The sequence below is a fragment of the Sphingomonas sp. MMS24-J45 genome (assembly GCF_044881195.1).
In the GTDB taxonomy this organism is placed as follows: Bacteria; Pseudomonadota; Alphaproteobacteria; order Sphingomonadales; family Sphingomonadaceae; genus Sphingomonas.
Map to the genome: position 1 here is coordinate 2,395,311 of NZ_CP173255.1, position 25,273 is coordinate 2,420,583.

Genomic DNA, 25,273 nt, shown 5'->3' on the forward strand with positions numbered 1-25,273 from the left:
AATCCCCTTCGGGTCAAAACTTACCGTGCCAGCCACCCACCATCGACCGCCAGGATATGCCCCTGCACATAATCCGCCGCGCGGCTCGCCAGGAACACCGCTGCCCCGCCCAGGTCGCTCGCATCGCCCCATTTGCCCGCGGGAATGCGGTCGAGGATCGCGGCGTTGCGCACCGGATCGGCCTGCAACGCGGTCGTGTTGTTGGTCGCGATATAGCCCGGCGCGATTGCGTTGACGTTGATGCCGTGCTTTGCCCATTCGTTGGCGAGCAGCTTGGTCAGCCCGCCGATCCCGCTCTTCGACGCGGTATAGCTCGGCACACGGATGCCGCCCTGGAAGGTCAGCATCGAGGCGATGTTGATGATCTTGCCGCCGCCCTGTGCGATCATGTGCTTGCCCGCCGCCTGGCTCAGGAAGAACACGCTTTTCAGATTGGTATCGACCACCGCATCCCAATCCTCCTCGGTGAAATCGACCGCGTCGGCGCGGCGGATGATGCCGGCATTGTTGATCAGGATGTCGAGGCGGCCGAGCTTTTCCACGGCTTCATCCACAATTCTTTGCACAGGCTCGATCGTGGAAAGATCAGCGGAGATGATCTCCGCCCGGCGGCCGAGCGCGCGGATCTGTGCGACGGTGTCCTCGGCGGTGGTGCGGCCGACGCAGGCGACATCGGCACCCCCGGCGGCAAGGGCCACGGCGATCGCCTGACCGATGCCGGTATTGGCACCGGTCACGACGGCAACCTTGCCGGAGAGATCGAAGGGAGAGGTCATTCTTCTTCTCCTCCCCTCCCTGGAAGGGAGGGGTCGGGGGTGGGTCGGTTTGAGGCTGGCGTCGAACTCTCTACGAAGCGACCCACCCCCACCCCTCCCTTCCAGGGAGGGGAGATTGATGCCCCCTCCAAGGAGGGGAGCAGAATTACGCCAGCTGGCAGATATCCAGCGCGCTCATGTCGGTATAATCCTGATTCTCGCCCGCCATCGCCCAGATGAAGGCATAGGCCTTGGTGCCAGACCCCATGTGGATCGACCAAGGCGGCGAAATCACCGCTTCCTCGTTCGCCATCACGATGTGACGGGTCGCTTCGCCTTCGCCCATGTAATGGAACACGCGGTCCTTCTCGAGATCGTCGAGCTCGAAGTAGAAATAGATTTCGCTGCGGCGCTCGTGAATGTGCGGCGGCATCGTGTTCCACACCGAACCGGGCTTCAGCACGGTCAGGCCCATCACCAATTGCGCGCTGTCGCAAATGCCGGGGATGACCATCTGGTAGATCGTCCGCTCGTTCGATTCGGCGAGACTCCCGCGCTCCAGCGCGGTCGCGTCGGCGACCGAGATCATCCGCGTGGTGAAGGCCTTATGTGCCGGGCACGACGCCAGATAGAAACGCGCGCCCTCGCCCGCGAACTGCACGTCCTTCGCGCCCATCGTGACGTAGAGGCAATCCTTGTTGCCGAGCGTGAAAACTTCGCCATCAACGGTGACGGTGCCTTCGACCTTGCCGACATTAACCACCGCCAGCTCGCGGCGCTCCAGGAACGGGTGGCCGGCTGCCGAGGCCGGCTCGGTCTGGTCGGGCAGCTTCACCGCGCCGCCCGCCACCGCCACGCCACCGATCACGAAGCGATCGGCGTGGGTGTAGTTCAGCACGCATTCGCCCGCGCGGAACAGGTCCTGGATCAGATAACGGTCGCGCAGTTCGTCATTGGAAACGCACTCCATCATGTCGGGGTGCGTGGCGTAATAGGTACGGTCGAACATGAGGAGGCTCCGGGTCAGGCTGCCTGGGCAGCGATTGCAGGGGAATCGATCTTGTAGGCGCGGCGCACCAGGCCGCTGGTCAGCTCATGCGCCAGCTCGGCGGCTTCCCAATCGGCGATGCGATGTTCAGCGACGAGGCGCGCGAGGAAGGCGCAATCGACCCGCCGCGCGACATCGTGCCGCGCCGGGATCGACAGGAATGCGCGGGTGTCGTCGTTGAAGCCGACGGTGTTGTAAAACCCTGCGGTCTCGGTCGTCATCTCGCGGAAACGGCGCATCCCCTCGGGGCTGTCATGGAACCACCAGCTCGGGCCCAGTTTCAGGCACGGATAATGGCCCGCAAGCGGCGCGAGTTCGCGCGCGTACACGCTCTCGTCCAGCGTGAAGAGGATGATCGACAGACCGGCGGCACTACCGAAGCGATCGAGCAGCGGCTTCAGCGCATGGACGAACTCGGTGCGCGTCGGAATGTCGGCACCCTTGTCGCGCCCGTGGCTGGCGAACAATGCGGCATTGTGGTTGCGGAAGGCGCCGGGGTGGATTTGCATCACCATCCCGTCCTCGACTGACATGCCCGCCATTTCGGTCAGCATCTGCGCGCGGAACAGCTCGGCGTCGGCGGGAGTCCATGTGCCCCCGACGATCTTCGCGAACAGGGCTTCGGCCTCCGCAGAGGAGAGGTTGGCGGTCTGCGCGGTCGGGTGGCCGTGGTCGGTCGCGGTCGCGCCGCAGCGGCGGAAATCGGCGCGGCGCTTGCGATGCGCGGCGAGATAGCCCTTCCAGCTATAGACATCCTCGCCGGTCAACTCGGCAAAGCGCGCCATCGCGCCTTTGAATTGCTCATGCTCGACGTCTATCACGCCATCCGGGCGATAGGTGGTGACGACGCGGCCGCCCCAGCCCGACGCGCGCACGCGCTGATGCGCGCCAAGATCGTCCTGCGCGCCCTCGGTCGTGGCGAGGAAATCGATCTTGAAGCGATCGAAAAGCGCACGCGGGCGGAACGCCGGGGTGGCGAGCTTTTCGGCGATCGTATCGAAATAGAGGTCGGCGGTGCTGGCCTCCAGCGCGACGTCGAAGCCGAACACCTCGGCAAAGACATGGTCGAACCACAGCCGCGACGGGGTACCGCGGAACAGGTGGTAATTCTGCGCGAACACCGCCCAGGCTGCGCGCGGATCGGTATCGGGCGTGCCGCTGCGACGCGGAATCGCCAGTGCGTCGAGATCGATGCCCTGGCTGTGCAACATGCGGTAGATATAATGGTCGGGCCCGAGCAGCAGGCTGGTCGCATCGGTCCACGCCAGATTGTCGGCGAACCAGCCGGCATCGGTATGGCCGTGCGGGCTGACGATCGGGAGATCGGCGATTTCGGCGTAGAGCGCGCGCGCGATGCCGCGCGTGGCCGGGTCCGCCGGAAACAGACGGTCGGGGTGCAGTTCGAGCGGTCGCGTCATCGATGATCCTCCCTCTTGCCCCTTTTCTCGGTCGGGCTGGTAACCGGTGTCAGGCCGCGTCGCAAGCGACTTAATGCGACGGCGCTGCCACCGAACCACGCCGAATCAAGGTCGACAGGAACAGCGACGGTTCCTCGACAATGTCCTCCCCGTCCAGCCCCGCCGTCAATTTTAGCGCGGCGGAGCGTGCCATCGACGCGATCGGCCAGCGCACCGTGGTGAGCGGCGGCCAGACGTGCGCAGCGACCGGCGTATCGTCGAACCCGACGATCGACAGATCCTTCGGGATATCCAGCCCGCGTTGCCGCGCCGCGTGCATCACGCCCGCCGCCATCTCGTCATTGCAGGCGAAGATCGCGGTCGGCCGCGGCATCAGGTCGAGCAGGCGCTCGGCCGCGGTCAACCCCGATTCGAAGGTGTAATTCCCGTCGGCGATCATACTGCGCGGCAAGGCGATCCCCGCCTTGGACAGCGCTTCCTCGAACCCCAGCCGCCGTTCGCGCGCCGAGCGGAACCCGTGCGGCCCGGCGATCAGGCCGATCCGGCGGTGCCCCTGCGCGATCAGAAATTCGGTCGCCGCGCGCACCGCCTCCAGATCGTTCGAGGCGACCATATGATCATTGTCGTCGAGCGGGGCGGAACCCATGCGGACATAGCGGCAGCCGATTTCGGCGCACAGCTTGGCGATCGTGTCATTCTCGCTGATCGGCGGAAGCAGCACGAGCCCGAACAGCCGCTGCCGCTCCAGGAAATGCCGCAGATCGACCAGCATCGTCGCCGATCCGCGATCGACCGGGCGCACCACCAGCTCGAATTCGGTGCCGTGCAGCGCTTCCAGGATGCCCTGCTGCACGTTCATCACCATCTGCGCGTTGGGATTGTCGTGCACCAGCCCGATCAGGAAATTGCGCCGCAGTGCCAGCGCACGCGCCTGCGGATTGGGAATATAGCCCAGGCTGCCGATGACGTCCTCGACTCGCCGCCGCGTATCGTCGTTGAGCAAAGGCGAGCGGTTGATCACCCGACTGACGGTCTTTTTCGATACGCCTGCGATGCGGGCGACATCGTTGATCGTCGGCTGGCCTGTGCTCTTCATGTCCCCCGCATAACCGTGGCGGGGCGGGCTTGGCTAGTGCGGCGGCGGCTTGCCAACGCCCCCACGCCTGAGGCAAAGGCCTGATACCGGTTACCAAGGTTAGTGTTTGCGCGTGTCCAAAGCCCTGCTGGTCCATCCCGACGATAGCGTCGCAACGCTGGTCGAACCGGTCGCGGCGGGCGAAAGCGTGACCTTTGCGGCGCAGGTCGTAACCGCGCTGACCGACGTGCCGAGCGGCCACAAGGTCGCGATCCGTGTGATTTCGGCGGGCGATCCGGTGGTGAAATTCGGCTTCCCGATCGGCACTGCGCGGACTGACATTGCGGTCGGCGCACATGTCCACACGCACAATCTGGCCACCGCGCTCGACGGCACGCTCGACTATCGTTTCACGCCTTCGGTGCCGTTCGTGCGGGAGGCGGTGGCGGAGACGGCCACCTTCCAAGGCTATGTCCGCAGCGACGGACGCGTGGGGACGCGCAACGAAATCTGGGTCCTGCCGACGGTCGGCTGCGTCGCGCGCACCGCGACGCGTATTGCAGCGCTGGCTGACGCGGCGCACGGTGGCGCGGTTGACGGCGTCCATGCCTTCACCCACCCGTTCGGCTGCTCGCAATTGGGCGACGATCTGGCGGGTACGCGCAGCATCCTGGCGGCGCTGGCGTGCCATCCCAATGCCGGCGGCGTGGTGATCGTCGGACTTGGCTGCGAATCGAACCAGATCGCCGCGCTGCTGGCCGAAATCCCTGAGGCGCGCCGCAGCGCGATCCGCACGCTCTCCACCCAACTCGCGGGCGATGAGATTGACGAGGGTGTCGCGCTGGTCGCGGAGCTGGTCGCGCTCGCAAAGGCCGAGCGCACCACCGTCGGCGTCGACAAGCTCGTCCTCGGCGTGAAGTGCGGCGGGTCGGACGGGCTGTCGGGGCTCACCGCCAATCCTTTGGTCGGGCGGATGAGCGAGGCGGTGGTCGATGCGGGCGGATCGGTGCTGCTGACCGAAATTCCAGAGATGTTCGGGGCGGAACGGCTGTTGATGGACCGCGCGGCGGACGAAGTCGTGTTCGACCGCACCGTAAAAATGGTCAACGATTTCAAACGCTATTTCCTCGATCATGGCGAGCCGGTGTCGGAGAATCCCTCGCCCGGAAACCTGGCTGGCGGCATCACCACGCTGGAGGAAAAATCGCTCGGTGCGGTGCAGAAGGCGGGCAGGGCGATCGTGTCCGATGTAATCCCGTACGGCGGGCAGGTGTCGCGCGCCGGACTGACCCTGCTGGAGGCGCCGGGCAACGACGCCGTGTCCTGCACGGCGCTCGCCGCGGCCGGAGCAACCGCGATCCTGTTCACCACCGGGCGCGGCACGCCGCTCGGCTTCCCCGTGCCGACGATCAAGATTGCGTCGAACAGCGGCCTTGCCGCGCGGAAACCCGGTTGGATCGACCTCGACGCGGGCGCTGTGTTGGAGGACGGGTTCGATGCAGTGGCCGACGATCTGCTGGCCAGGCTATGCGACATCGCATCCGGCGCACCGACCGCCGCCGAACGCAACGGCGAACGCGAAATCGCCATCTGGAAACGCGGTGTAACGCTATGAACCGACTGAATTATGCCGCGCTGTCCGGTCTTCCCGCAGATGTCGCGAAACCGGACCGGAGCGCGCCGCCCGCAACGGGGGTCGTGCATTTCGGCCCGGGCGCGTTTCACCGCGCGCATCAGGCGAGCTATATCGACACGCTGCTGGCGAGCGAACCCGGATGGGGGATCGCCGCCGTCTCGCTGCGCAGCGCGGGCACGGTGGCTGCGCTGGCGGAGCAGCAGGGCCTCTACACGCTCGCCATACGCGATGCGGAATCGTCGTTCCGCGTGATCGGCGCGCACAGCCGCTTCCTCGGCCCCGATGATGCGGCCGAGACGCAAGCTTTGCTCGCCGATCCGGCAGTAAAGCTGGTCACGACCACGGTCACCGAAAAGGGCTATTGCCTGGCGAGTGACGGCACGCTCGACCCCGCGCATCCCGACATCGTCCACGATTTGGCGCAACCCGCCGTGCCGCGCAGCGTGATTGGCTGGATCGTGGGTGGCTTGGCCGCACGCCATGCGGCGGGCGTGGCGCCGTTCGTCGTCATGCCGTGCGACAATCTTGCCGCCAATGGTGCCAAGGTGAAGGCGGCGCTGGTCGATTTCGCGCAGGTTAACGCCCCCGCGCTCGCCGACTGGATCGGCCAAACCGTCCGCGTGCCGGGAACGATGGTCGATTTCGATCACCCCCGCCTCGGACGATGCGCTCTATGCCGATGTCGCGGGCGCGCTCGGCGTGGAGGATCGCGCCGCCGTCCAGCGCGAGGCGTTCACGCAATGGGTGATCGAGGATCTCGGCGATCCGGTCGCCGCCGCGCTAGGCCGCGCCGGGGCAACACTGACGACCAATGTTGCCGGGTACGAACAAGCCAAACTGCGCATCCTCAACGGCACGCACTCGACGCTCGCCTATGCCGGTCTGCTGCGCGGCCATGCCAGCGTTGCCGAGGCGATGGGAGACACGGTTCTGGCAGAATTCGGCGATGCGATGATTCGCACCGACATCATCCCCACGCTGACGCCGGTCGCCGGGCTCGATCTCGATGCATACCGCGCGGCGGTGCTGACGCGCTTCCGCAATCCGGTGATCGTCCACCGGCTCGACCAGATCGCGATCGATGGTAGCCAGAAGATTCCCTATCGGCTCGGCGACACGCTGCGCTGGCATCGTGCACGCGGGGCCATGCCGCGCCATGTCGTCACCGCGATCGGCTGCTGGATCGCGTTCCTGATGCAGCGCGCGCGGGCAGGGGAGGCGATCGTCGATGCCGCCAGCCCCGCGCTCGCCGAGGCTGCGCGAGAAGGCGATGCGGCGGCGGTGCTCGCTCGCCTGATCGCCGGGCGGATCGGTTTTTCCGCCGATCTGACGGCGGATTCCGCGGCGGCACAGGAGATTGCAGCGGCGGCACAGAGCGCGCTCGACGGCGATTGGTCGCTTCTTCGCACCCGGTGATGCACAGCCTCTTGTCAATGACACCGGTTTCCCATACCCACGCAGCAACGGCCGCGCGACGGCCAAAGAGGGGATAAAGGCACGTGCAGCCTGACAGTTTACAGGACAATATCGCGCAGATCGCGCATCGTTTCGTTGCCGCACGTCGCGATGCGACACCGCTCGTCGACTATCCCGGCACGATGCCCGCGGCACTGGCCGAGGCTTATGCCATGCAGGACGCGGCGATCGCGCTCACCGACCGGCCGATCTCGGGCTGGAAGGTCGGACGGATCAATCCCCCGATCGAAGGCTGCGACCGCCTCGCCGGGCCGATCTTCGCCGATCAGACCTTCGAGGCATCCGCCACACCGCGCGCGATGACGGTTTACGCCGGGGGTTTCGCCGCGGCCGAGGCCGAATTCCTGCTGCGGATCGCCGCCACGCCCGACGCCTCCAAGACCAGCTATACGCTGGCCGAGGCGACCGCCCTGATCGATCGAGTGTGCGTCGGGATCGAGATTGCCAGTTCGCCCTTCGGAGGCATCAACGATCATGGCGCGCCCGTCACCGTGTCCGATTTCGGCAACAATAACGGTCTGGTCATCGGGCCGGAGGTGGTCGGGTGGGACCAGTTCGACATCAATGACTGGCCTGTCGAACTGACGATCGACGGCAAATCGACCGGGGTCGCGACGGCGTCCGACATGCTCGATGGCCCCTTCGGCGCGGCGCGCTTCCTGTTCGAACTGATGGCGCAGCGCGGCATCGCCTTGACCGCAGGACAATGGATCTCGACCGGTGCGGTCAGCGGGGTGCATCAAGTCGCGATCGGCGCGCAGGTCGCGGCGATCTTCGATAATCGGCTGACGGTGGAGTGTTCCATCGCCGCGCAATAATCAGGCGGCAGGCCCGGGTATAAGGGTCGCTGGCAGGGGAGTGAGCATGACGGCATCGAATGCGAGCACGGGACTTTCCAACCAGGCCGATGCGCCGGGGACGACGGTTGGCCGCTACCGCTGGGTAATCTGCGCGCTGCTCTTCGCGGCGACCGCGATCAATTATGTCGACCGGCAAATGATCGGCTTGCTCAAGCCCAATATCTCGGGCGAATTCGGCTGGGACGAAAACGCCTATGCCGACGTCGTCTTCTGGTTCCAGGCGGCGTACGCCATCGGTTATGTCAGCTTCGGCTCGATCGTCGATCGGCTCGGCGCGCGAGTCGGTTATTCGGTGGCCTTCGTCATCTGGACGCTCGGCCACACGCTGTGCGGCTTTGCCGGATCGACGCTGCAATTCGCCGGGGCGCGCTTCGTGCTGGGGCTTGGCGAATCGGGCAACTTCCCGGCGGGCATCAAGGCCGTCTCGGAATGGTTTCCGGCGCGCGAACGCGCCTTCGCCACGGGCGTTTTCAACGCGGGCGCGAACATCGGCGCGGTCATCACCCCGTTGATCGTGCCGGTCATCACGCTGGCCTATGGCTGGCGCATGGCGTTCATCATCACCGGCGTGGCAAGCCTCGTCTGGCTGGTCGCGTGGATCGCGATCTACCGCCGCCCGCGCGAAAAGGCGCAACTGTCGGCTGCCGAGCTTGCGTACATCGAAAGCGACCCCGCGGACCCGGCCGAGAAAATCGCCTGGACCCGCCTGCTCGGCTATCGCGAAACCTGGGCCTATGCACTGGGTAAGTTCCTGATCGATCCGATCTGGTGGTTGTTCCTGTTCTGGACGCCCGATTTCCTGTCCAAGGCCTATCATCTCGATCTGAAGAGCTTCGGCCCGCCGCTGGTGGTCATCTACCTGATCTCCGATTTCGGCAGCATCGCGGGCGGCTGGTCGTCGTCGAAGCTGATGAAGCGCGGCTGGTCCGCCAACCGTGCGCGCAAGACGACGATGCTGGCCTGCGCTTTCCTCGTCATGCCGATCTTCTTTGCGCAATATGTCGCAAATCTGTGGGCGGCGGTGGCGATCGTCGGGCTGGCGACCGCGGCGCATCAGGCGTTCTCGGCCAACCTCTACACGATCCCGTCCGACATGTTTCCGCGCAAGGCGGTCGGCTCGGTCGTCGGCATCGGCGGCATGGTCGGCGCGATCGGTGGCATGGGGATGGCGAAATTCACAGGCTACATCCTGCAGACGACGGGCAGCTATACGCTGATCTTCGCGGTCGCGGGGAGTGTTTATCTGATCGCGGTCGGCGTCATCCACCTGCTGTCGCCCCGCCTGGCGCGCATCGATGCGCTTTAAGGCGGCAACCGGCGCGGCGCTGATCGCGCTGATCGCCGCCGCACCCGCCGCCGCACAGGATGCGCCAAAGGGCAGCGGCGGCCTGCTGTTCCGCGTCTCTGCCGACAAGAGCCTGACGGCTGATGTCGCAGCGGGCGATCCGGTCCCCAATTTCCGCAGCAACGTGGATGTCGTGCCCGACGGCGCGATCGGCGGCGCGGCGCGCTGGGCCGATGATGGCTATGTCGCATGGAAGGCGGCGGGCAACATGCGCGCGCAGCGCGGCACGCTCGGCTTCTTCTGGCGGCCGCGTCAACCGCTGGGCGAGGCACCCTTTGTCATCTTCCGCGCCGGGTTCGCCGACCACACCAGCTGGGACATGGCGTTCCTGCGGATCGACTGGAACGGCCACGGCTTCGACGCTTTCGTGACCGACGCCAACCTGTCGCGCGTGCGCGTGTCGTGGCGGATCGACACGGTTCCGGCGGCGGATGCGTGGAAGCACATCGCCTTCGCCTGGGACGAGACGACCGGGGTTCGCCTCTACATCGACGGCAAGCTCGTCGCGCGGAAGGATCAGGTCGCCGATCTCGATTCGGGGCTCGACCAGTTCGGCCTCGCCGGGCGCGTGCTGTCGCCGCATCAGGTGCAGAGCCGCTACAATTTCATGCGCGGCAGCGATCTTGACGAAATCCGCGTCTACGACCGGATGCTCGGTGCCGCCGATGTCGCAGCACTCGCCGACAAGCGCGAACCCGCCGCCGCCCCGCCGCCGGATGCCGCCGCGCGCCGCACCGCGTGGCTGCATCGCTATGGTTGGGACAAGGGCCTGCCGCCGCTGCTCGACGCGCCTGTCACCAGCGTCCGCAAAGTCGAGTTCGCCGACGCCAAGGACCTCAAGCAATGGATGTGGAAGGGCGTCGACGGCATTGCCGAAACGACCTGGCCGGGCGTCTACAACCGATCGCGCTTGCCCGGCCGCGATGATTATTTCGAGCTGCCCGACTGGAACGTCTATGTCAAAGGCGGCAAGCGTTACGACCTGACCGTGCCGCCGGGCGAACGCTTCAACCGCGTCGAAATCCGCGGCGCGGCCTACGGTTCGCTGCTGTGGAACGACGCTCCCGTCGCCACCCGCGCGCAGGGCGTCGTGCGCAGCGTAAACGCCCTCCCCGAACGGCAGGGGGGCACGCTCAGCTTCGTCAACCAGGTGCAGGAACAGCCGATCCAGGAGCTGTGGGCCTATGACGTCCGCGCCGGGGCCGAGCCGGCGGGCAGCTTCAAACTGTCCTTCACCGTCGATGCCAATGCCTCGACGCGGATTGCGGCGCTGGCCCCGCTCGAATCCTTCATCACCGGCCGCTACGCCCCCAATGAGCGCAGCACCGTCGTCGCGCTGCCCAGTTCGGGAATCAAGGCCGCCGTCGGCGCAGGCGCGGCGGGAGCGGGCGGCGGGTTCGTGCAGCGCGTGCCGGGCTTGCCGGTCGTCCACATCCTCATCCCGGCAAGCCTGGGCGAGGCCTACCCGGACAAGCCGCTCGCGCGCGCGTTCGATTATGGCTGGCAGAATCTGCACGACGGCCTCGACGGCATCGCGCTTGATTTGCCCGCGCTCAAAGGCACCGCCCCGATCGCGCTCAACATCCGCGTGAAGGACCCGCTGTGGCCCGCGCGCGACATGATCGACCTGTCGGTCTCGGTCCGCCCGGGCGAGGCGCGCACGCTGTGGCTCGACCTGCGCGACCGCATCCTGTCGCAGGATAGCCTGTATCTCAGCATCGCCGCGTCCGATCCGGCGTTCGATGCCGCCGCGCTCAACGGCGCGAAGATCCGGCTGGTGTTCAAGGACCGCGCCGCCGCGCTGCCCGAACATATCGCCGACCGCCTAAACCAGGTGCGCGACAATTGGGGCTTCCTGGTCGAGGAGCACACCGCCTCCAAACGCGAAGCGCTCTACGCCCGCGTGTTCGCCGACATCACCGATCTGCTCCGCGTCGATCCGGAGAATGTGATGGCGCGGCAATATTGGGCAGACATCAATTATCGCCCCGAAAATTTGCCCGCGGTTCCCCAACCGACCCCGCCCGCCGGCGTGCCGCTCTGGGCGTTCCGCCAGCTTGAGGATCTCAAACTCACCAAGCAGTTCGTCACTTGGTGGATCGATAAGCGGCAGGTCCCGTACGGCGATTTCGGCGGCGGCATTTCGGACGATACTGACCTGACCCAGCAATGGCCGGGCCTCGCGCTGATGGGGGTCGAGCCCGACAAGATCAACGCATCGCTCCGCGCGCTGTCGGATGCGGCGTATAAGAACGGAATGCGCGTCGGGGGCCTCGGCTACATCACCACCGATGAGCTTCACGCGTATGAGGAAGGGCTCAATTCCGACGCCGAGCGACTGTACCTCAATTGGGGCGAGCCGATCGCGGTCGAACGGCTGATGGCGACGACCAAGGCGCTGCAGGGCGTCATCCTGCGCAATCCGGCAGGCCATCTCCACTTCGCCAGCAATTGGTATGGCGGGCGGAAAATGTACCGCGAGGGCGCTTGGGAATGGCAGAAACCCTATAGCTGGACCGTGATGCACGCGCCGATCCTGCTCGGCCTGTTCAACGCCAACCCCGCCGCCCGCGCCCTGGTGACGGGCACGGTCGATGGCTGGATGGCGCACGGCAAACAGGGTGCCGACGGCCAGTGGAGCTACCCCAACGAAATCAACTGGCGCAGCGATGCCGAGCGCGCGGGCGACGGTGGTGGCGTGACGACCCCGCTGCAATCGGCCTGGGCGGCGTGGCGCTTTACGGGTGACGCGGCCTACCTCGGCCCGATTACCGCGCGGTTGGTGAAGAGCGCGGGCGGCGTGGCTGAGTTCAACGAAAACGGCTTTACCGCTCTGCCCGATGGCGCTGGCCTGCTGGCGCGCGTGGCGAAGGGTGACGATGCTTTCGCGCGCTACGCCGCCTGGTCGGCACGCGGCGACCTGTCGGCGCTGGCCGCGCTGCATGGCGATGCGATCGCCGACAAGGCGCAGCATATGGCGCTCTACACCGAGGGGCATTGGTGGAGCGACCGCGTCGAACAGCCGAACGAAATCCTGCAGCGCGAACGGCTCGGCGGCATCGCGTTGAAGCGCAACCAGACCTGGCCCGGCAATACGGTCAGCTGGCGCTTCGACACGCCCGGCGCGGCGGAGCAAGTCGCGATCCTGCTCCCCGGCGCGACGCGCGACCGCTTCCGCGTGATCGCCTACAACACCAGCGCCCAGCCGCAGCGCGCCACGATGACGGCGTGGAACGTCACCGCCGGGACATGGTCGATGCAGGTCTCGACCAGCGCGGACGAAGGCAAGACGCTCGCTGTCGCGGGCGCACCCACCACCGTTCAGCTCGAACGCAGCGCTTCGACCGCGCTGACCTTCGCGCCCGGCACCACGACCGTCGTCGATTTCGCGCTGCGGACGCCGAGTACGCCGGTCGAGACTCGCCCCGATCTCGGTATCGGGCGAAACGACGTGGTCGTCAAAGGCCGCCGCGTTACCGTCACGGTCCACAGCCTCGGTTCGGTGCCGACCAAGGCGGGGCAAGTCTGGCTTACGCAGGCGGGCGTCGGCATCGCCGCGCAAGGGCTGCTTCCGGCTCTGGCCGCGCCAACCGATCTGCTGCCCAAGACCGCCACCGTGATGCTGACGCTACGCCCAGGCCTCGACCCCGAAAAGCTCGTCGCCCATGTCGGCATGGTCGATCAATCGCCAGAGGTCACGCGCCAGAACAACGCTGTCGCGCTGGCGGATCGCGCGCGGTGACGACGCGACGCGCCGTGCTGGCCGGCGCGGCGGCGTTGGCCCTGCTGCCGGGGCGGGACAGGGCGGAAGGTGCCACGGTCCGAACCGCGCTCGATGCCGTCGAGGCGAAGCTCGGCGATCCGCAACAAGCGCTCGCCTTGCTCGACCGGATCGACCCGCGCGGCCTGACCGTGTCGCAGCAGCTCGATCTCGGCACCGCCCGCGCGGGCCTGCGCGCCGATCTCGCGATCATGGCGGCGCGACCGCTCACACCCGCGCTGCTGCTCCGCCGCAAGGTCGGCGACGGGATCGATCCTGCGGCTGCCACGCGCCGTCTGGAGACCGAGCGCCGCCGCTGTGCTGCCCGCGCCGATCGCCTGTTCGCGCGCCTCGGGGTACGCGGCACCGATACTGGCGCACGCTTCTCCGCGCTGTGGCACGACCCCCGCTATCAGTTCGCCGACAGCGCGGCGGCGCTCGCCGACATGAACCAATGGCTGGCGCGCTTCCGTGCCGCGCTTCCGACGCTGATCGGCCAAGTGCCCCTGTATTGCCTGAACGTCAGGGCTTCAGCGCCGACGTCCGCCGATCTGGCAAGCGGCCATCTCGGCTACCGCACGCTGCCGACGCCGACCACTGCGGGAGGCTACGTCCCGGATTTCGCGCGCCTCGCCGATCGACCGAGCTTCTCGCTGCCGAGCGTCGTCGCGCACGAGCTGCTGCCCGGCCATATGATCCAGATGCCGCTGGAGGCCGCCGCCGATCCGCATCCGCTGCGGCTGCGCTATACCCCCGGCTTCGGCGAGGGCTGGGGCATTTATGCCGAGCGCCTGGTCGCCGACGCCGGTTTCTACGCGCTTAATCCGGCGGCCGAACTCGGCTATCTCCATTGGCGCCTGTTCCGCATTGGCCGCGCGCTGCTCGATCTCGCGATCCACGGCGACGGCTTGTCCCTCACACAGGCCCGCGCGCGGCTCGTCGCGTGGCACGGCGAACCCGCCTATTTCGCGCCGTTCGACGCCGATCTCGCGCGGATCCAGAAGGATCCGATGACGCGCGCCGCCGAAATGCTCAGCGCGCTAAGCATCGAGGATGGCGCGCTCGGGCGGACGGGCCAGCGCCTCGCGCGCTATCACCACATGCTGCTGGCAAACGGCAGGATGCGCAGCGACGAACTCGTTCGCCGCGCAGCAGCGCTCACATGAGCATCACGCGCCGCCATACCTTCGCGCTCGGCGCAAGCGGCGCGGCGCTGCTGATCCCCGGCTCGGCCCCCGCCGCCGCATCCGCACCTACCTACCGGCGGGGTCATGACAACCAGCGCATCGCCGATCTCGGCGACGGGCGCTTCCTCAACCCGATCCTCTCGGGTGACCGGCCCGACCCGGCGATCCTCCAGGACGGCCGTGACTATTACCTGACCTTTTCGAGCTTCGATTCCTACCCCGGCCTCGTCATCTGGCATTCGCGCGATCTGGTGAACTGGCGGCCGATCGGCCCCGCGCTCCGCCGCAATATCGGCTCGGTCTGGGCGGTCAGCCTCGGCAAGCATGACGGGCGCTATTTTCTCTACATCCCGACCAAGGGCGCCCCCAACAGCATCTGGGTGATCCATGCCGACCGTATCGAAGGCCCGTGGAGCGACCCCATCGATCTGGGCCTCCACCGCCATATCGATCCGTGCCACATTGTGGGGGAGGATGGCTCGCGCTGGCTGTTCCTCTCGGGCGGAGACCGCGTGCGCCTCAGCGCGGACGGATTGTCGACGGTCGGCCAGCCCGAACACGTCTATGATCCGTGGCGCTACCCCGACGATTGGATCGTCGAGCGTTTCTCGCCCGAAGGCCCCAAGATCGTCCGCCACGGTGGCTATTTCTACCTGATCACCGCAGTCGGTGGCACGGCCGGCCCACCCACCGGTCATATGGTCATCGCCGCGCGCTCGCGCTCGATCCACGGCCCGTGGGAGAATTGCCCCGCCAACCCGCTGGTGCGCACGCGCGATGCGGCGGAACGCTGGTGGTCGCGCGGCCATGCCTCGCTGGTGCAGGGGCCGGCAGGCGATTGGTGGGCGCTGTACCACGGCTATGAAAACGGCTTCTGGACCTTGGGGCGACAAGCCTTGCTCGATCCGGTGGAGTGGACCGCTGATGGCTGGTTCCGGATGAAGGGCGGCGATCTGTCGCGCCCGCTTGCCGCGCCGCACGGTGGCACGCGGCAACCGCACGGCGCGCCGCTGTCGGACGATTTCACCACGCTGGCGCTCGGCACGAAATGGAGCTTCTTTCGGCCTGCTCCGGATGAAGCGTCGCGGATCTCGGTCGCCAATCAGACGCTGACGCTCGCCGCGCGTGGCACCGCGCCGGTCGATTCGTCGCCGCTGCTGCAGATCGCGGGCGACATCGCCTACACCTTCGAATGCGACGTCGAGATCGATCCCGGCACCACCGCCGGACTCGTCCTGTTCTACGACCAAAAACTCTATTGTGGCCTCGGTTTCGACGCGAAGCGCTTCGTCACCCACCAATATGGCGACGAACGCGGCCGCCCGGCGAATCCGCACGGCAACCGGATGCGCATTCGCGTGACCAATGACCGCCACATCGTCTCCTTCCACACCAGCGGCGATGGCGGGAAGACGTGGCAGCGCTTCGATCGCGGGATGGAAGTTTCTGGCTATCACCACAATGTCCGCGGCGGCTTCCTGATGCTGCGCCCCGGCCTCTACGCGGCGGGGGCAGGGGCCGCCCGTTTCCGCAAATGGCGCTTTCGCGCGCTGTAGCGCACGGGCTCCCGGCTGCGTATTTGATACCGGTGTCAGGCTGAAATCATCGATTTCGGCGCGTCTCGCCGTGCGCCAACCCCGCTCTCCACCGATGCGACGACCCGCCGACCAGCCCTTTATCCCGTATCCAAGACCAATTGACACCGGTGGCAACTCGCGACAGATAGCGAAAATGGGGCGCGCGCAAAGACGCGGTTTCAGGGGGAGAGTTCGATGCTGAAAGTTGACGTTCGGAGCGGTGTGTCGCTCTTTGCCATGACCTTTGCTGCCTTGACGGGGGCAGCCCTGCTCGCATCGCCGGCCGTCGCCGCCGCACCGGCTGCGCCCGAACCCACCGGCACGACGGCCGCCGCAGCGCAGAGCGAAACGTCGGCGTCGAAGGAAAGCGACGAAACCGCCCAGGACATCGTCGTCACCGGTTTCCGCGCCAGCCTCGCCAATGCGGTCAATCAGAAGCGCCGCTCGAACCAGATCATTGACGCGATCACCGCCGAAGACATCGCCGATTTCCCCGATGCGAACCTTGCCGAATCGATCCAGCGCCTTCCCGGCATCTCGATCGATCGCGACAATGGCGAAGGGCGCACGATCACGGTGCGCGGCCTCGGCGGCGATTTCCAGCAAACGCGCCTGAACGGTGCCGACGCGCTCAGCATCACCGGCGGCGGCAATGATCCCTCGGGTGCCAACCGCTCGCGCGGGTTCGATTTCAACACCTTCGCCTCGGAACTGTTCGGCGGCGTCACCATCACCAAGACGACAGCCGCGTCCAATGACGAAGGCTCGCTCGGCGCGATCATCGATCTCACCACCGGCCGCCCGCTTGCCAATAAAAAGGACCGCTACGCGCTCGGGCTGGAGGGCGAATATCGCGAGAATGGCAAGACCTACAATCCGCGCATCACCGCTTTGATCTCGAAGCACATCACCCCGACGCTCGGCGTGCTCGGCTCGGTCGCCTATCAGGATCAGCGGCAGCAGATCGATTCCTATCAGCGCAGCATCGGCCAGTTCGACTATACCTATCGCAACTCGCAGCTGAACGGGGTGACGCCGCTGACCTACGGCTTCGCGCGGCCCTCGAACCAGGGCACCGGCCCGACCTTCGGGTCGGATCCGGCCGCCTATGCGCTGGTCACGCCGACCACGCTGATCCCGGCATTGCCGTCGATCAACCGGCAGGAATTGCGCTACAAGCGGCTCGGCGCGACCGGCACGATCCAATGGAAGCCGACCTCGCACACCGAACTCACGATCGACGGGGTATATTCCCGCTACGATCAGGATACGACGCTCGCGGGCATCACCACCGTCGGCCTCAACCGCAACGGCACCAACACGCGCGCGGCGCAGACCGGGGCGAATGGCTTGCGTGCGGCGGGCACCACCAACGGCAATGCCGATCGCGTCGCACTCTACGCAAACTGCGTGCCCTCGGCGCTGGTCGATTGTGCCGGAACGGAGGGCGGCACCACCGTCCTGCCGGGCTATCTCAACAGCCTGAACCCGAACAATCTCAACCCGTTCGATTATTACAACAATCCGCGCTCGCCCGGGTATATCGCCAGCGCGACGCAGACGGCGTTCTACAACGAACTGATCGGCCGTCCGAATACCAAGATCCGCGCCGCCAACGTCAATGCCGCCGGCATCGCTGATTATCTCGTGCTCGACGATGTCGATTGGCGCAGCTCGACCCAGCGCGTGTCGGGCTCGACCAAATTCTATCAGGGCACGGTCAACCTGCGGCAGGACCTGGGCGATCGGCTGCATTTCAACGGTACGCTCGGCTATTCGCGGTCGGAATATAACGGCACCACACTGCTCGCCGAATTCAACGCGATCGACCAGGACAATTACGTTCTCGACGAACGCGTCGGAGGCAAGATGCCGGTGTTCAACCCCGGTTTCGATGTCGCCAATCCGCAGAGCTGGACGCTGGTGAAGGGCCTGTCGACGATCCGCTATCTGACCGATAACATCGTCAACAGCTTCCGCGTCGCGCGTGGTAATCTCACCTGGGACGTGACCGATGAATTCAAGGTCGAGGCCGGGCTGACCTACAAGCGCTTCAGCTATTCGAGCGCCCAGGCACGGCGCAGCTCCGATATCGAAGCGATAAATCCGACGCTGGCCGAGGCGAAGCTTTCGATCACAGATCTGGGGCAGACCTTTGGCTTCGGCCGTGGGCTCGATGTGCCGCAGGGCACGCCGACCAGCTTCTACGCCCCCAACATCGACAAATTTATCGGCGCGTTCGGTATCAACTGCAACTGCGTCAACAAATTCGGCGATTTCCGGGCGTTGAGCGACGCGCGGCAGGGCAACCGCGTGACCGAGAACGATCTGTCGGGCTATCTGCAAGTCGATTGGGATACCACGCTGTTCGGTCGCCCGTTCCGCGGCAATGCCGGCACCCGCATCGCCAAGACGATCGTGCGCGGCACCGGCTCGGTCGGCGGTGCGGCCAATGGCGTGGCGGGCGTAACCGTCACCGCGCGCAACGAATATACCGATTATCTGCCGTCGATGAACGCCGCGTGGGAATTCCTGCCCGATACGCTGCTGCGCGTCGCCGCGTCGCGCGTTATCGCCCGCCCACAGCTCGCCGCGCTGACGCCGGGCACGACCTCGTTCCCGACGGGCCTCAACGCCACCGCCGCGCCGTCGATCACCGTCGGCAATCCCTTTCTCAGCCCGTATCGCTCGTCCAACTACGACGTCTCGCTGGAGCATTATTTCGGGCGCGGCGGGCTGATTTCGGTCGGCTATTTCGTCAAGAACCTCGATTCCTTCCCGCAGCAGATTGCGGGCGAATATTCGCTGCAGTCGATCTACGACGATGCGACGCTGCAACAGATTTATGGGACGATCGTCAGTCCGACGCTGCTCGCCTATGTCCAATCGGGCGGGGTGTTTGCGGTGCGACAGTTCAACGATGCGCCGGGCGGCAAGATTCAGGGTGTCGAGGTCAACGTCCAGTCGCAATTCTTCTTCCTCCCGGGCTTCCTGAAGAATTTCGGCGCGACCGCGAACTACACGCACATCTCGTCCAAGCTGAACTATCTGACCAGCGCACAGCTCGCGACGACGCGGACGCAGACCGGCAGCACGGCGGTCAATGTCTTCGCGTCGGGTCCATTCCTCAACACCTCGCCTGACGCTTTCAACGCGACGCTCTATTACGAGGACAGCAAATTCACCGCGCGCGTCTCCGGCGCGTATCGCAAGCGTTACGTCACGCGCTTCCCGCTGGCGGCGGGCACCTGCTCGGTCGGCTTGACGACCAACGCAGGGGCCGCGTGCAATTCGCCTGTCGTGTCCGATTTCGGCTTCCGCGAGAATCAACTGAACGTCGATGCGGCGCTGTCCTATTCGGTCACCAAGTTCGCGCGGATCACGTTGGAGGGCCGCAATCTCACCAACGCGCCGACCTATTCGACCGAATATGCCGCCGATCCGGTCTCGCAGAATTACCAGAGCACGGGCCGTGTCATCACCGCAGGTCTCCGCGTGGTGTTCTGAAGATCGCTTTCGTGAAGGAAAAGCCGATGCGTCGCCTGTTGCTCACCGCCACGCTGCTCACCTGCGTGCAGGCGACGCCCGCCTTCGCGCAGGACCGGCGCACCGTCGTCGAGCCGCGCCTGCCCGCATCGGCATGCGTCACGCTGAAACCAGGCGGCGGAAATCGCGCTGCGGACATTCAGGCGGCGCTGAAAACATGCGCGGGCAAGGTCGTGCGCCTGAGCGCAGGCCAGTATGACAGCGGGCCGATTGAGATTCCCTCCGCCACGACTCTTTGGATCGACAAGGGCGCCGTGCTCGCCGCCATCCCCGATCCCGCGCTGTTCGACGATGGAACCCACGCCTGCGGTACGATCGACAAGAAGGGCAAGGCCTGCCGCCCGCTGCTGCACATTGCCGATGCGACCGACGTCGCCATCGTGGGCGACGGTGTGATCGAGGGCAATGGCGGCAAGTCGATGGCCGGCGGAACCGAGACGTGGTGGCAACTCGCCCGCCGTGCCCAGGTCGAGAAGGGCAATCAGAACGTCCCCCGCCTGATCGTCGCCGATCGCGGACGCAACTTCACGCTATACCGCGTGCGCCTGGCCAACTCGCCCAATTTCCATGTCGTCGCCAACCGGCTGCAGGGCTTCACCGCCTGGGGCGTGATCGTCGACAGCCCGGAGTACGCGCGCAACACCGACGGGATCGATCCGGGCGCGAGCGATGACGTCACCATCACCAAGACCTACATCCGCACCGGCGACGACAATGTCGCGATCAAGGCGGGCAAGACCGGCGGCACGCACTATGTCTCGATCCTCGACAACCATTTCTACAGCGGCCACGGCATGTCGATCGGCAGCGAGACCAATGGCGGCGTCGCGCACGTGCTGGTCAAGGATCTGACGATCGACGGCACGACCTCGGGCCTGCGCATCAAGAGCGACGTCAGCCGCGGCGGGCTGGTCGCCGACGTGCATTACGAAAATGTCTGCATCCGCAGCAGCAAGCGCCCGATCGATCTCTACACCGCTTATGACAAGGGGGCAGTCGGCTCCCTGATCCCGCAATATCGCGCGATCGTGTTCCGCAATGTGGAGGGTGACACCGGCCGCCTGATCGCCAACGGCTATGATGCCGCGCACCCGCTCGAACTCTATCTCGACAATGTCCGCTTTGCGCCGGGCGCCAAGTGGGAAACCGTCAACGCGCGGTTCGAAATCGGCAAGGGCGGTGCCTCGCCCGATCCAAATGCGACGACGGCGGCAACCGCGCAAGCCACCCCGTCCGATCGCTGCAAGGCCGCGTTCGTGCCCTTCCCGGAACGCCGCTGACGCTCTAGCGCTGCGACGTAGCCGACAGGCTATGTCCCATCGCCATCAGCATCACCGCCGCGATCGTCGCCCCGGCACCGACGATTGCGATGGCGAGCGGGATGCTCGTGCCCGCCGCGATCAGGAACCCGCCGATCAGCGGCCCGAGCACCGCGCCGCCGCGCCCGACGCCGATCGCCAGCCCCGTGCCCGTCACGCGCAATTCCGGTGGGAAGGAGCGCGCGAGTAGCGCGTACAGCCCGACGATCCCGCCGAACACGCAAATCCCCGCCAGAAACGCCGTCACCTGCAGCGCCGGCAGCCCGACCGCGAAACCGAACAGGAGGAACGTCGCCGACGTGCCCAGCATCGCCACGATCAGCAACCGCACCAGCCCGAGGCGCGGTGCCGCCCAGCCGAGCGCGCTGCCGCCCAAGATCCCGCCCAGGCTCATCAGCGCAGAGGTGCGGATCGCATCGGGCGTTGCGTAGCCGAGATCGCTCATCAGTTTGGGCAGCCAGCCGGAGAAGAAATAGAAGGTCATGATGTGGAGGAAATAGGCGACCACCAGCAGGATCGTGGTCCGGCGATACAGCGGCCCCAGCAACACCGCATAGCTACCCGACGAAAGCGGCGCGGGTGCTGCGACCGGTTCGGGCGCAACTTCCCCGACCGGATGGTTGAAGCTTGCCAGCGTCGCCGCGATCTTCGCGCGCGCCTCCGGCGTATTCTGCCGCGCCAGATAATCGAGCGATTCCGGCAGGCCGAACCAGATCAGCGGGATGAACGCCGCCGTCGCCACGCCGCCGATCGCGAACACCGATTGCCAGCCATGCGTCATGATCACCTCGGCCACTGCGAACCCGCCGACCAGCCCGCCGATCGGATAACCGATCGTCATCACCGCCACGCAGAAATCGCGCCGCCGCTCATTGGCGAATTCGGACGCGACCGCATTGATCGCCGCGACCATCCCGCCGATCCCGAGCCCGGTCAGCACGCGCCATATGCACAGCGACACGATCCCGGTCGCCGTCGCGGTCAGTGCCATGCCGGCCGCCATCAGCACCAGGCACACCAGGACCAGCGGCCGTCGTCCAAAGCGGTCGCCGAACGGCCCGAGCAGCAGTGATCCCAGCGTCATGCCGACCAGCCCGGCCGACAAGGCGGCCCCCAGTTGCGCAGGGCCAATCCCCCATGCCTTGGAAATCCCCGGGGCGGCGAAGGTCACCGCCAGCACGTCGAACCCGTCCAGCGCATTGAGCGCGACCGACAAGGCCACTGCCAGAATCTGCCGCCAGTGCATCGGGCGATGCGCCAGCACGCGGACCGCCACGCCTGCCGGGGCTAAGGATGCTGCCATGCCATCTCCTGCGTTTCTCGATCTTCTTGCGCCCAGGTCTCGCGCGTCAGTGTCACCGTAACCGATGCAAGGCCCGCCGCCAGCGCTCTCGGCTTGTCGATTTGCACCGTCGCCTCGCGCACCGGGCCGAGCAACAGGCACCGCGTCGCGAGCCTGCGCGCGAACGTCTCGATCAGCGCGATACGCTGCTCGCCCAGCTCGGCGGCGGCGGCGGCGACGCGGCGGTAATCGACGGTCGCGTCGATTGCATCGTCCTCCACCGGATCGACCAGCATCGTGGCCGAGACGATCAGCGGCTGCCGCCGACCGATCTCTTCCGGGTTGATCCCGATATCGGCCATGATGTTCAGGTCGCGAACGGCGACGCGGGTCATGCTACGCATCGCCCGCGCGTTCAGTTGCGAAACACGACGGTGCGCGATCCGTTGAGCAGCACCCGGTCCTCCAGATGGAAGCTCACCCCCGCCGCCAGCACGCGCCGCTCGATATCGCGGCCCTTGCGCACCAGATCGTCGGGCGTGTCGGCATGGCTGACCGCCTCGACATCCTGCGCGATGATCGGCCCCTCATCCAGATCGGCGGTGACGTAATGCGCGGTTGCGCCGATCATCTTCACGCCGCGCGCATGCGCCTGATGATAGGGCTTCGCGCCCTTGAAGCCGGGCAGGAAGCTGTGGTGGATGTTGATGCAGCGCCCCGACAGATAGCTTGCCATATCGTCGGACAGGATCTGCATATAGCGCGCCAGCACCACCAGGTCCGCGCCCGTCGATTCGACGATCGCCTTGATCTGCGCTTCCTGGCGCGGCTTGGTGTCGCGCGTCACCGGCAGGTAATGGTACGGAATGTCGCCGACCATCGAGATGTTGAGCGCGGTTTGCGGGTGGTTCGACACGACGCCGACGACTTCCATCGCCAGTTCGCCGATCCGCATCCGATAGAGCAGATCGCCCAGGCAGTGATCGAACTTCGATACGAGCAGCAACACGCGCTGCCGTTCATTGGCGCGGCGCAGCTTCCACTCCATGCCGTGCGCCGCCGCGACCGGCGCAAACGCATCGCGGAGTGCGGCGTGCGCCCATGCCGGATCGGTCGCGTCGAAAGTGACGCGCATGAAGAAGCGGTTGGTCTCGCGGTCGTCAAACTGCTGCGCGTCGAGGATGTTGCCGCCATGCTGCGCCAGGAAAGTGGCGACCGTCGCGACCAGGCCGGGCTTGTCTTCGCAGGAGAGGGTCAGAATGCAGATTTCGCTCATGCTCGCGCTCCATTTGCCGCGCTATAGTCGTTGATCCAGGCGACGGTGCGCTCCAGCCCGCCGAACGGATAGAAATGCAGCCGGATCGGGCCGTGCTCCGCTCCTATCCCGGCCGCGAGCGCATCGACCAGTGCATCCGGCCCCGCCGTGCCGAGCAATTTTGTGATCGATACGCCATATTTTGTCATGACCGCGGCCGATGCGCCGACCCCGCAGTGCGCGGCGAAGCGCAGCAGCGTCTTGATACCCGCCGGTCCCGGCACGCCGATCCGCACTGGGGCCGCGATCCCTCGCGCGCGCAAATCCGTCAGCCAACGCAGGAACGGGTCGGCATCGAAGCCGAATTGCGTGACGATCAGCGGCGCCATGCCGCGCGCGCTGATCTCGGAGCATTTATCGTCCAGCGCCTGCCATAGGCCGTCGGAATCCAGCGCCGGATGGCCGTCGGGGTGCCCGGCGATCCCGATCGCTTTGATCCCATGTGTCTCCATCAGGCCGGTACGCAGCACCGACAGCGTGTCGGCAAACGGCCCGGCTGGCACTGGCGGATCGCCCGCGACGATGAACATGCGTTTCGCGCCCGCTTCGACCGTCAATCGCTCGACCATCTCCGCGAGTTCGTCCTGCGACGCGATCCGCCGCGCGGACAGATGCGGCATCGGCTCGAAGCCCGATGCGCGGACGTGGCACGCTGCGGCGATTCGGGCGTCCATCGTCTCGCCCGGCAGAAAAGTGATGGCGATCGGCGTGTCGGGCGCGATGTGCGGCGCGGCCTTGGTCAACGCATCGCGATCCTTCGCCGTCATCTCCAGCGAATAGCCTTCGGTGATGAAAGCGGGGGCAACCTCCCAGGCCGGATGAATCGCGGCAACGCCCATCATGCTCTCCTATGCCTGTGGCCGTGCGGCGCACTTTTCCCTTAAAATCCTCTAGCCGAGGTGGCTTTGTTCGTATAGACGAAATTTTCGCAAGGGCGAACTTGCGTCGGTGAGAGGAGGTCAGCCATGTCGCAAACGCTGTGCTTCCTGCCGGGCCTGCTTTGCGATGCGCGCGTCTTTTCAGAGCAACTGCGCCATTTTGACGGCAGCAGCGCGATCGACGGCTTCGGCGCGCGGACGAGCCTGGTCGATATGGCACGCCACATCCTCGATTCCGGCCCGCAGCGGATGGCCCTGCTCGGTCATTCGATGGGCGCCCGGGTCGCGCTCGAAGTCTATCGCCTCGCCCCCGAACGCGTCGATCGCCTCGCACTGGTCAGCACCGGAGTGCATCCCCTCCAGCCGGGCGAGGCCGACAAACGCCACGCGTTGCAGGCCATCGGGGAGGAGCAGGGCGTCGAAGCGCTGGTCGATCACTGGTTGCCGCCGATGCTGAGCGCGGCCCATCCCGACTATCCCGCGATCATCGCGCCGCTGCGCGCGATGTGCATCGAATCCGGGGTTGCGGTCTATGCGGCGCAAATCACCGCCTTGATCGATCGCCCCGAAGTCGAAACCTTGCTGCCGACGATCACTTGCCCCGTGCTGGTGGCGGTCGGCAGCGAAGATGTGTGGAGCCCGCCTGCACAACACGCCGCGATCGCGCAGGCGATTCAGCACGCCACGCTTACCGTCGTGCCCGGCGCGGGGCATATGCTTCCGGTCGAGCAACCCGACGCCCTGAACGCCGCCATCGCCGTATGGCTTGCGCAGCCGACCCGTCATTGAACTTACA

The 25,273-nt window shown here is 66.2% G+C and carries 18 protein-coding genes and 1 pseudogene; 11 read left to right on the forward strand and 8 right to left on the reverse strand.

All coding sequences use genetic code 11. From position 1 onward, the window contains the following. Positions 1 to 20 precede the first annotated feature (20 nt). The 4 genes from kduD to AB5I39_RS11685 form a co-directional block, all read right to left on the reverse strand. The gene (gene kduD, locus AB5I39_RS11670) at positions 21 to 776 is read right to left on the reverse strand and encodes a 2-dehydro-3-deoxy-D-gluconate 5-dehydrogenase KduD (protein WP_404366856.1); all 756 of its coding nucleotides are present in this window, start codon (positions 774 to 776) and stop codon (positions 21 to 23) included. Between the two features lie 145 nt (positions 777 to 921). After that, on the reverse strand, positions 922 to 1,764 hold the full coding sequence (gene kduI, locus AB5I39_RS11675; protein WP_404366859.1) for a 5-dehydro-4-deoxy-D-glucuronate isomerase: 843 nt from the start codon (positions 1,762 to 1,764) through the stop codon (positions 922 to 924). A gap of 14 nt (positions 1,765 to 1,778) precedes the next feature. Continuing rightward, the gene (gene uxaC / locus AB5I39_RS11680) at positions 1,779 to 3,221 is read right to left on the reverse strand and encodes a glucuronate isomerase (RefSeq protein WP_404366862.1); all 1,443 of its coding nucleotides are present in this window, start codon (positions 3,219 to 3,221) and stop codon (positions 1,779 to 1,781) included. Between the two features lie 70 nt (positions 3,222 to 3,291). Beyond that, positions 3,292 to 4,317 carry a LacI family DNA-binding transcriptional regulator gene (locus tag AB5I39_RS11685; protein ID WP_404366865.1) on the reverse strand — a complete coding sequence of 342 codons (1,026 nt, stop codon included), beginning with the start codon at positions 4,315 to 4,317 and terminating at the stop codon, positions 3,292 to 3,294. Positions 4,318 to 4,429: 112 nt separating this feature from the next. On the opposite strand from AB5I39_RS11685, the gene AB5I39_RS11690 reads away from it, so the two are divergent. The 10 genes and pseudogenes from AB5I39_RS11690 to AB5I39_RS11735 all read left to right on the forward strand — a co-directional run bounded on the left by AB5I39_RS11690 (position 4,430) and on the right by AB5I39_RS11735 (position 20,963). Then, on the forward strand, positions 4,430 to 5,911 hold the full coding sequence (locus tag AB5I39_RS11690; protein WP_404366867.1) for a UxaA family hydrolase: 1,482 nt from the start codon (positions 4,430 to 4,432) through the stop codon (positions 5,909 to 5,911). Continuing rightward, a pseudogene (locus tag AB5I39_RS11695) lies at positions 5,908 to 6,513 on the forward strand (mannitol dehydrogenase family protein); the annotation flags it as partial. The gene AB5I39_RS11690 and the pseudogene AB5I39_RS11695, both read left to right, overlap by 4 nt. Before the next feature lie 118 nt (positions 6,514 to 6,631). After that, positions 6,632 to 7,348, forward strand: a complete 717-nt coding sequence (locus AB5I39_RS11700; protein WP_404366870.1) for a hypothetical protein — start codon at positions 6,632 to 6,634, stop codon at positions 7,346 to 7,348. Between the two features lie 83 nt (positions 7,349 to 7,431). Next, on the forward strand, positions 7,432 to 8,226 hold the full coding sequence (locus AB5I39_RS11705) for a 2-keto-4-pentenoate hydratase (RefSeq protein ID WP_404366872.1): 795 nt from the start codon (positions 7,432 to 7,434) through the stop codon (positions 8,224 to 8,226). 46 nt (positions 8,227 to 8,272) lie between these two features. Then, positions 8,273 to 9,574: an MFS transporter gene (locus AB5I39_RS11710; protein ID WP_404366874.1), complete on the forward strand. Its 1,302-nt coding sequence runs from the start codon at positions 8,273 to 8,275 to the stop codon at positions 9,572 to 9,574. After that, positions 9,564 to 13,355 (forward strand): LamG-like jellyroll fold domain-containing protein, encoded by a 3,792-nt coding sequence (locus AB5I39_RS11715; RefSeq protein ID WP_404366877.1) that lies wholly within the window; start codon positions 9,564 to 9,566, stop codon positions 13,353 to 13,355. The genes AB5I39_RS11710 and AB5I39_RS11715 overlap by 11 nt, the downstream gene beginning before the upstream one ends. Further along, positions 13,352 to 14,539, forward strand: coding sequence for a DUF885 family protein (locus AB5I39_RS11720; protein WP_404366880.1), 1,188 nt, complete (start codon positions 13,352 to 13,354; stop codon positions 14,537 to 14,539). The genes AB5I39_RS11715 and AB5I39_RS11720 overlap by 4 nt, the downstream gene beginning before the upstream one ends. Continuing rightward, positions 14,536 to 16,116 (forward strand): family 43 glycosylhydrolase, encoded by a 1,581-nt coding sequence (locus AB5I39_RS11725; protein ID WP_404366883.1) that lies wholly within the window; start codon positions 14,536 to 14,538, stop codon positions 16,114 to 16,116. The genes AB5I39_RS11720 and AB5I39_RS11725 overlap by 4 nt, the downstream gene beginning before the upstream one ends. Before the next feature lie 216 nt (positions 16,117 to 16,332). Next, entirely contained in the window at positions 16,333 to 19,644 is a 3,312-nt protein-coding gene (locus AB5I39_RS11730) for a TonB-dependent receptor domain-containing protein (protein WP_404366886.1), read from the forward strand. Between the two features lie 26 nt (positions 19,645 to 19,670). Continuing rightward, the gene (locus AB5I39_RS11735; RefSeq protein WP_404366889.1) at positions 19,671 to 20,963 is read left to right on the forward strand and encodes a glycoside hydrolase family 28 protein; all 1,293 of its coding nucleotides are present in this window, start codon (positions 19,671 to 19,673) and stop codon (positions 20,961 to 20,963) included. Positions 20,964 to 20,967: 4 nt separating this feature from the next. On the opposite strand, the gene AB5I39_RS11740 is transcribed toward AB5I39_RS11735, so the two are convergent. Genes AB5I39_RS11740 through AB5I39_RS11755 form a run of 4 tightly spaced genes read right to left on the reverse strand, consistent with a single transcriptional unit; the run spans position 20,968 to position 24,438 of the window. Then, a complete protein-coding gene (locus tag AB5I39_RS11740; RefSeq protein ID WP_404366891.1) occupies positions 20,968 to 22,305 on the reverse strand; it encodes an MFS transporter in 1,338 nt (445 codons plus the stop codon). Continuing rightward, positions 22,290 to 22,688 carry a dihydroneopterin aldolase gene (locus AB5I39_RS11745; protein WP_404366893.1) on the reverse strand — a complete coding sequence of 133 codons (399 nt, stop codon included), beginning with the start codon at positions 22,686 to 22,688 and terminating at the stop codon, positions 22,290 to 22,292. The genes AB5I39_RS11740 and AB5I39_RS11745 overlap by 16 nt, the downstream gene beginning before the upstream one ends. Positions 22,689 to 22,699: 11 nt before the next feature. Further along, entirely contained in the window at positions 22,700 to 23,560 is an 861-nt protein-coding gene (purU, locus tag AB5I39_RS11750; protein WP_404366896.1) for a formyltetrahydrofolate deformylase, read from the reverse strand. Then, on the reverse strand, positions 23,557 to 24,438 hold the full coding sequence (locus AB5I39_RS11755; RefSeq protein WP_404366898.1) for a methylenetetrahydrofolate reductase: 882 nt from the start codon (positions 24,436 to 24,438) through the stop codon (positions 23,557 to 23,559). The genes purU and AB5I39_RS11755 overlap by 4 nt, the downstream gene beginning before the upstream one ends. A gap of 126 nt (positions 24,439 to 24,564) precedes the next feature. Between AB5I39_RS11755 and AB5I39_RS11760 the strand changes: the two genes are divergently transcribed. Continuing rightward, a complete protein-coding gene (locus tag AB5I39_RS11760; RefSeq protein WP_404366901.1) occupies positions 24,565 to 25,266 on the forward strand; it encodes an alpha/beta fold hydrolase in 702 nt (233 codons plus the stop codon). Positions 25,267 to 25,273: the final 7 nt, after the last annotated feature.

Excerpts from the sequence above, each read along its gene's own strand:
- AB5I39_RS11735 (WP_404366889.1), top strand. The coding sequence starts at position 19,671 with ATGCGTCGCCTGTTGCTCACCGCCACGCTGCTCACCTGCGTGCAGGCG.
- AB5I39_RS11685 (WP_404366865.1), bottom strand. The coding sequence starts at position 4,317 with ATGAAGAGCACAGGCCAGCCGACGATCAACGATGTCGCCCGCATCGCA.
- AB5I39_RS11715 (WP_404366877.1), top strand. The coding sequence starts at position 9,564 with ATGCGCTTTAAGGCGGCAACCGGCGCGGCGCTGATCGCGCTGATCGCC.
- kduD (WP_404366856.1), bottom strand. The coding sequence starts at position 776 with ATGACCTCTCCCTTCGATCTCTCCGGCAAGGTTGCCGTCGTGACCGGT.
- AB5I39_RS11755 (WP_404366898.1), bottom strand. The coding sequence starts at position 24,438 with ATGGGCGTTGCCGCGATTCATCCGGCCTGGGAGGTTGCCCCCGCTTTC.
- AB5I39_RS11725 (WP_404366883.1), top strand. The coding sequence starts at position 14,536 with ATGAGCATCACGCGCCGCCATACCTTCGCGCTCGGCGCAAGCGGCGCG.
- kduI (WP_404366859.1), bottom strand. The coding sequence starts at position 1,764 with ATGTTCGACCGTACCTATTACGCCACGCACCCCGACATGATGGAGTGC.
- AB5I39_RS11740 (WP_404366891.1), bottom strand. The coding sequence starts at position 22,305 with ATGGCAGCATCCTTAGCCCCGGCAGGCGTGGCGGTCCGCGTGCTGGCG.
- AB5I39_RS11745 (WP_404366893.1), bottom strand. The coding sequence starts at position 22,688 with ATGCGTAGCATGACCCGCGTCGCCGTTCGCGACCTGAACATCATGGCC.
- AB5I39_RS11730 (WP_404366886.1), top strand. The coding sequence starts at position 16,333 with ATGCTGAAAGTTGACGTTCGGAGCGGTGTGTCGCTCTTTGCCATGACC.
- purU (WP_404366896.1), bottom strand. The coding sequence starts at position 23,560 with ATGAGCGAAATCTGCATTCTGACCCTCTCCTGCGAAGACAAGCCCGGC.
- AB5I39_RS11710 (WP_404366874.1), top strand. The coding sequence starts at position 8,273 with ATGACGGCATCGAATGCGAGCACGGGACTTTCCAACCAGGCCGATGCG.
- uxaC (WP_404366862.1), bottom strand. The coding sequence starts at position 3,221 with ATGACGCGACCGCTCGAACTGCACCCCGACCGTCTGTTTCCGGCGGAC.
- AB5I39_RS11760 (WP_404366901.1), top strand. The coding sequence starts at position 24,565 with ATGTCGCAAACGCTGTGCTTCCTGCCGGGCCTGCTTTGCGATGCGCGC.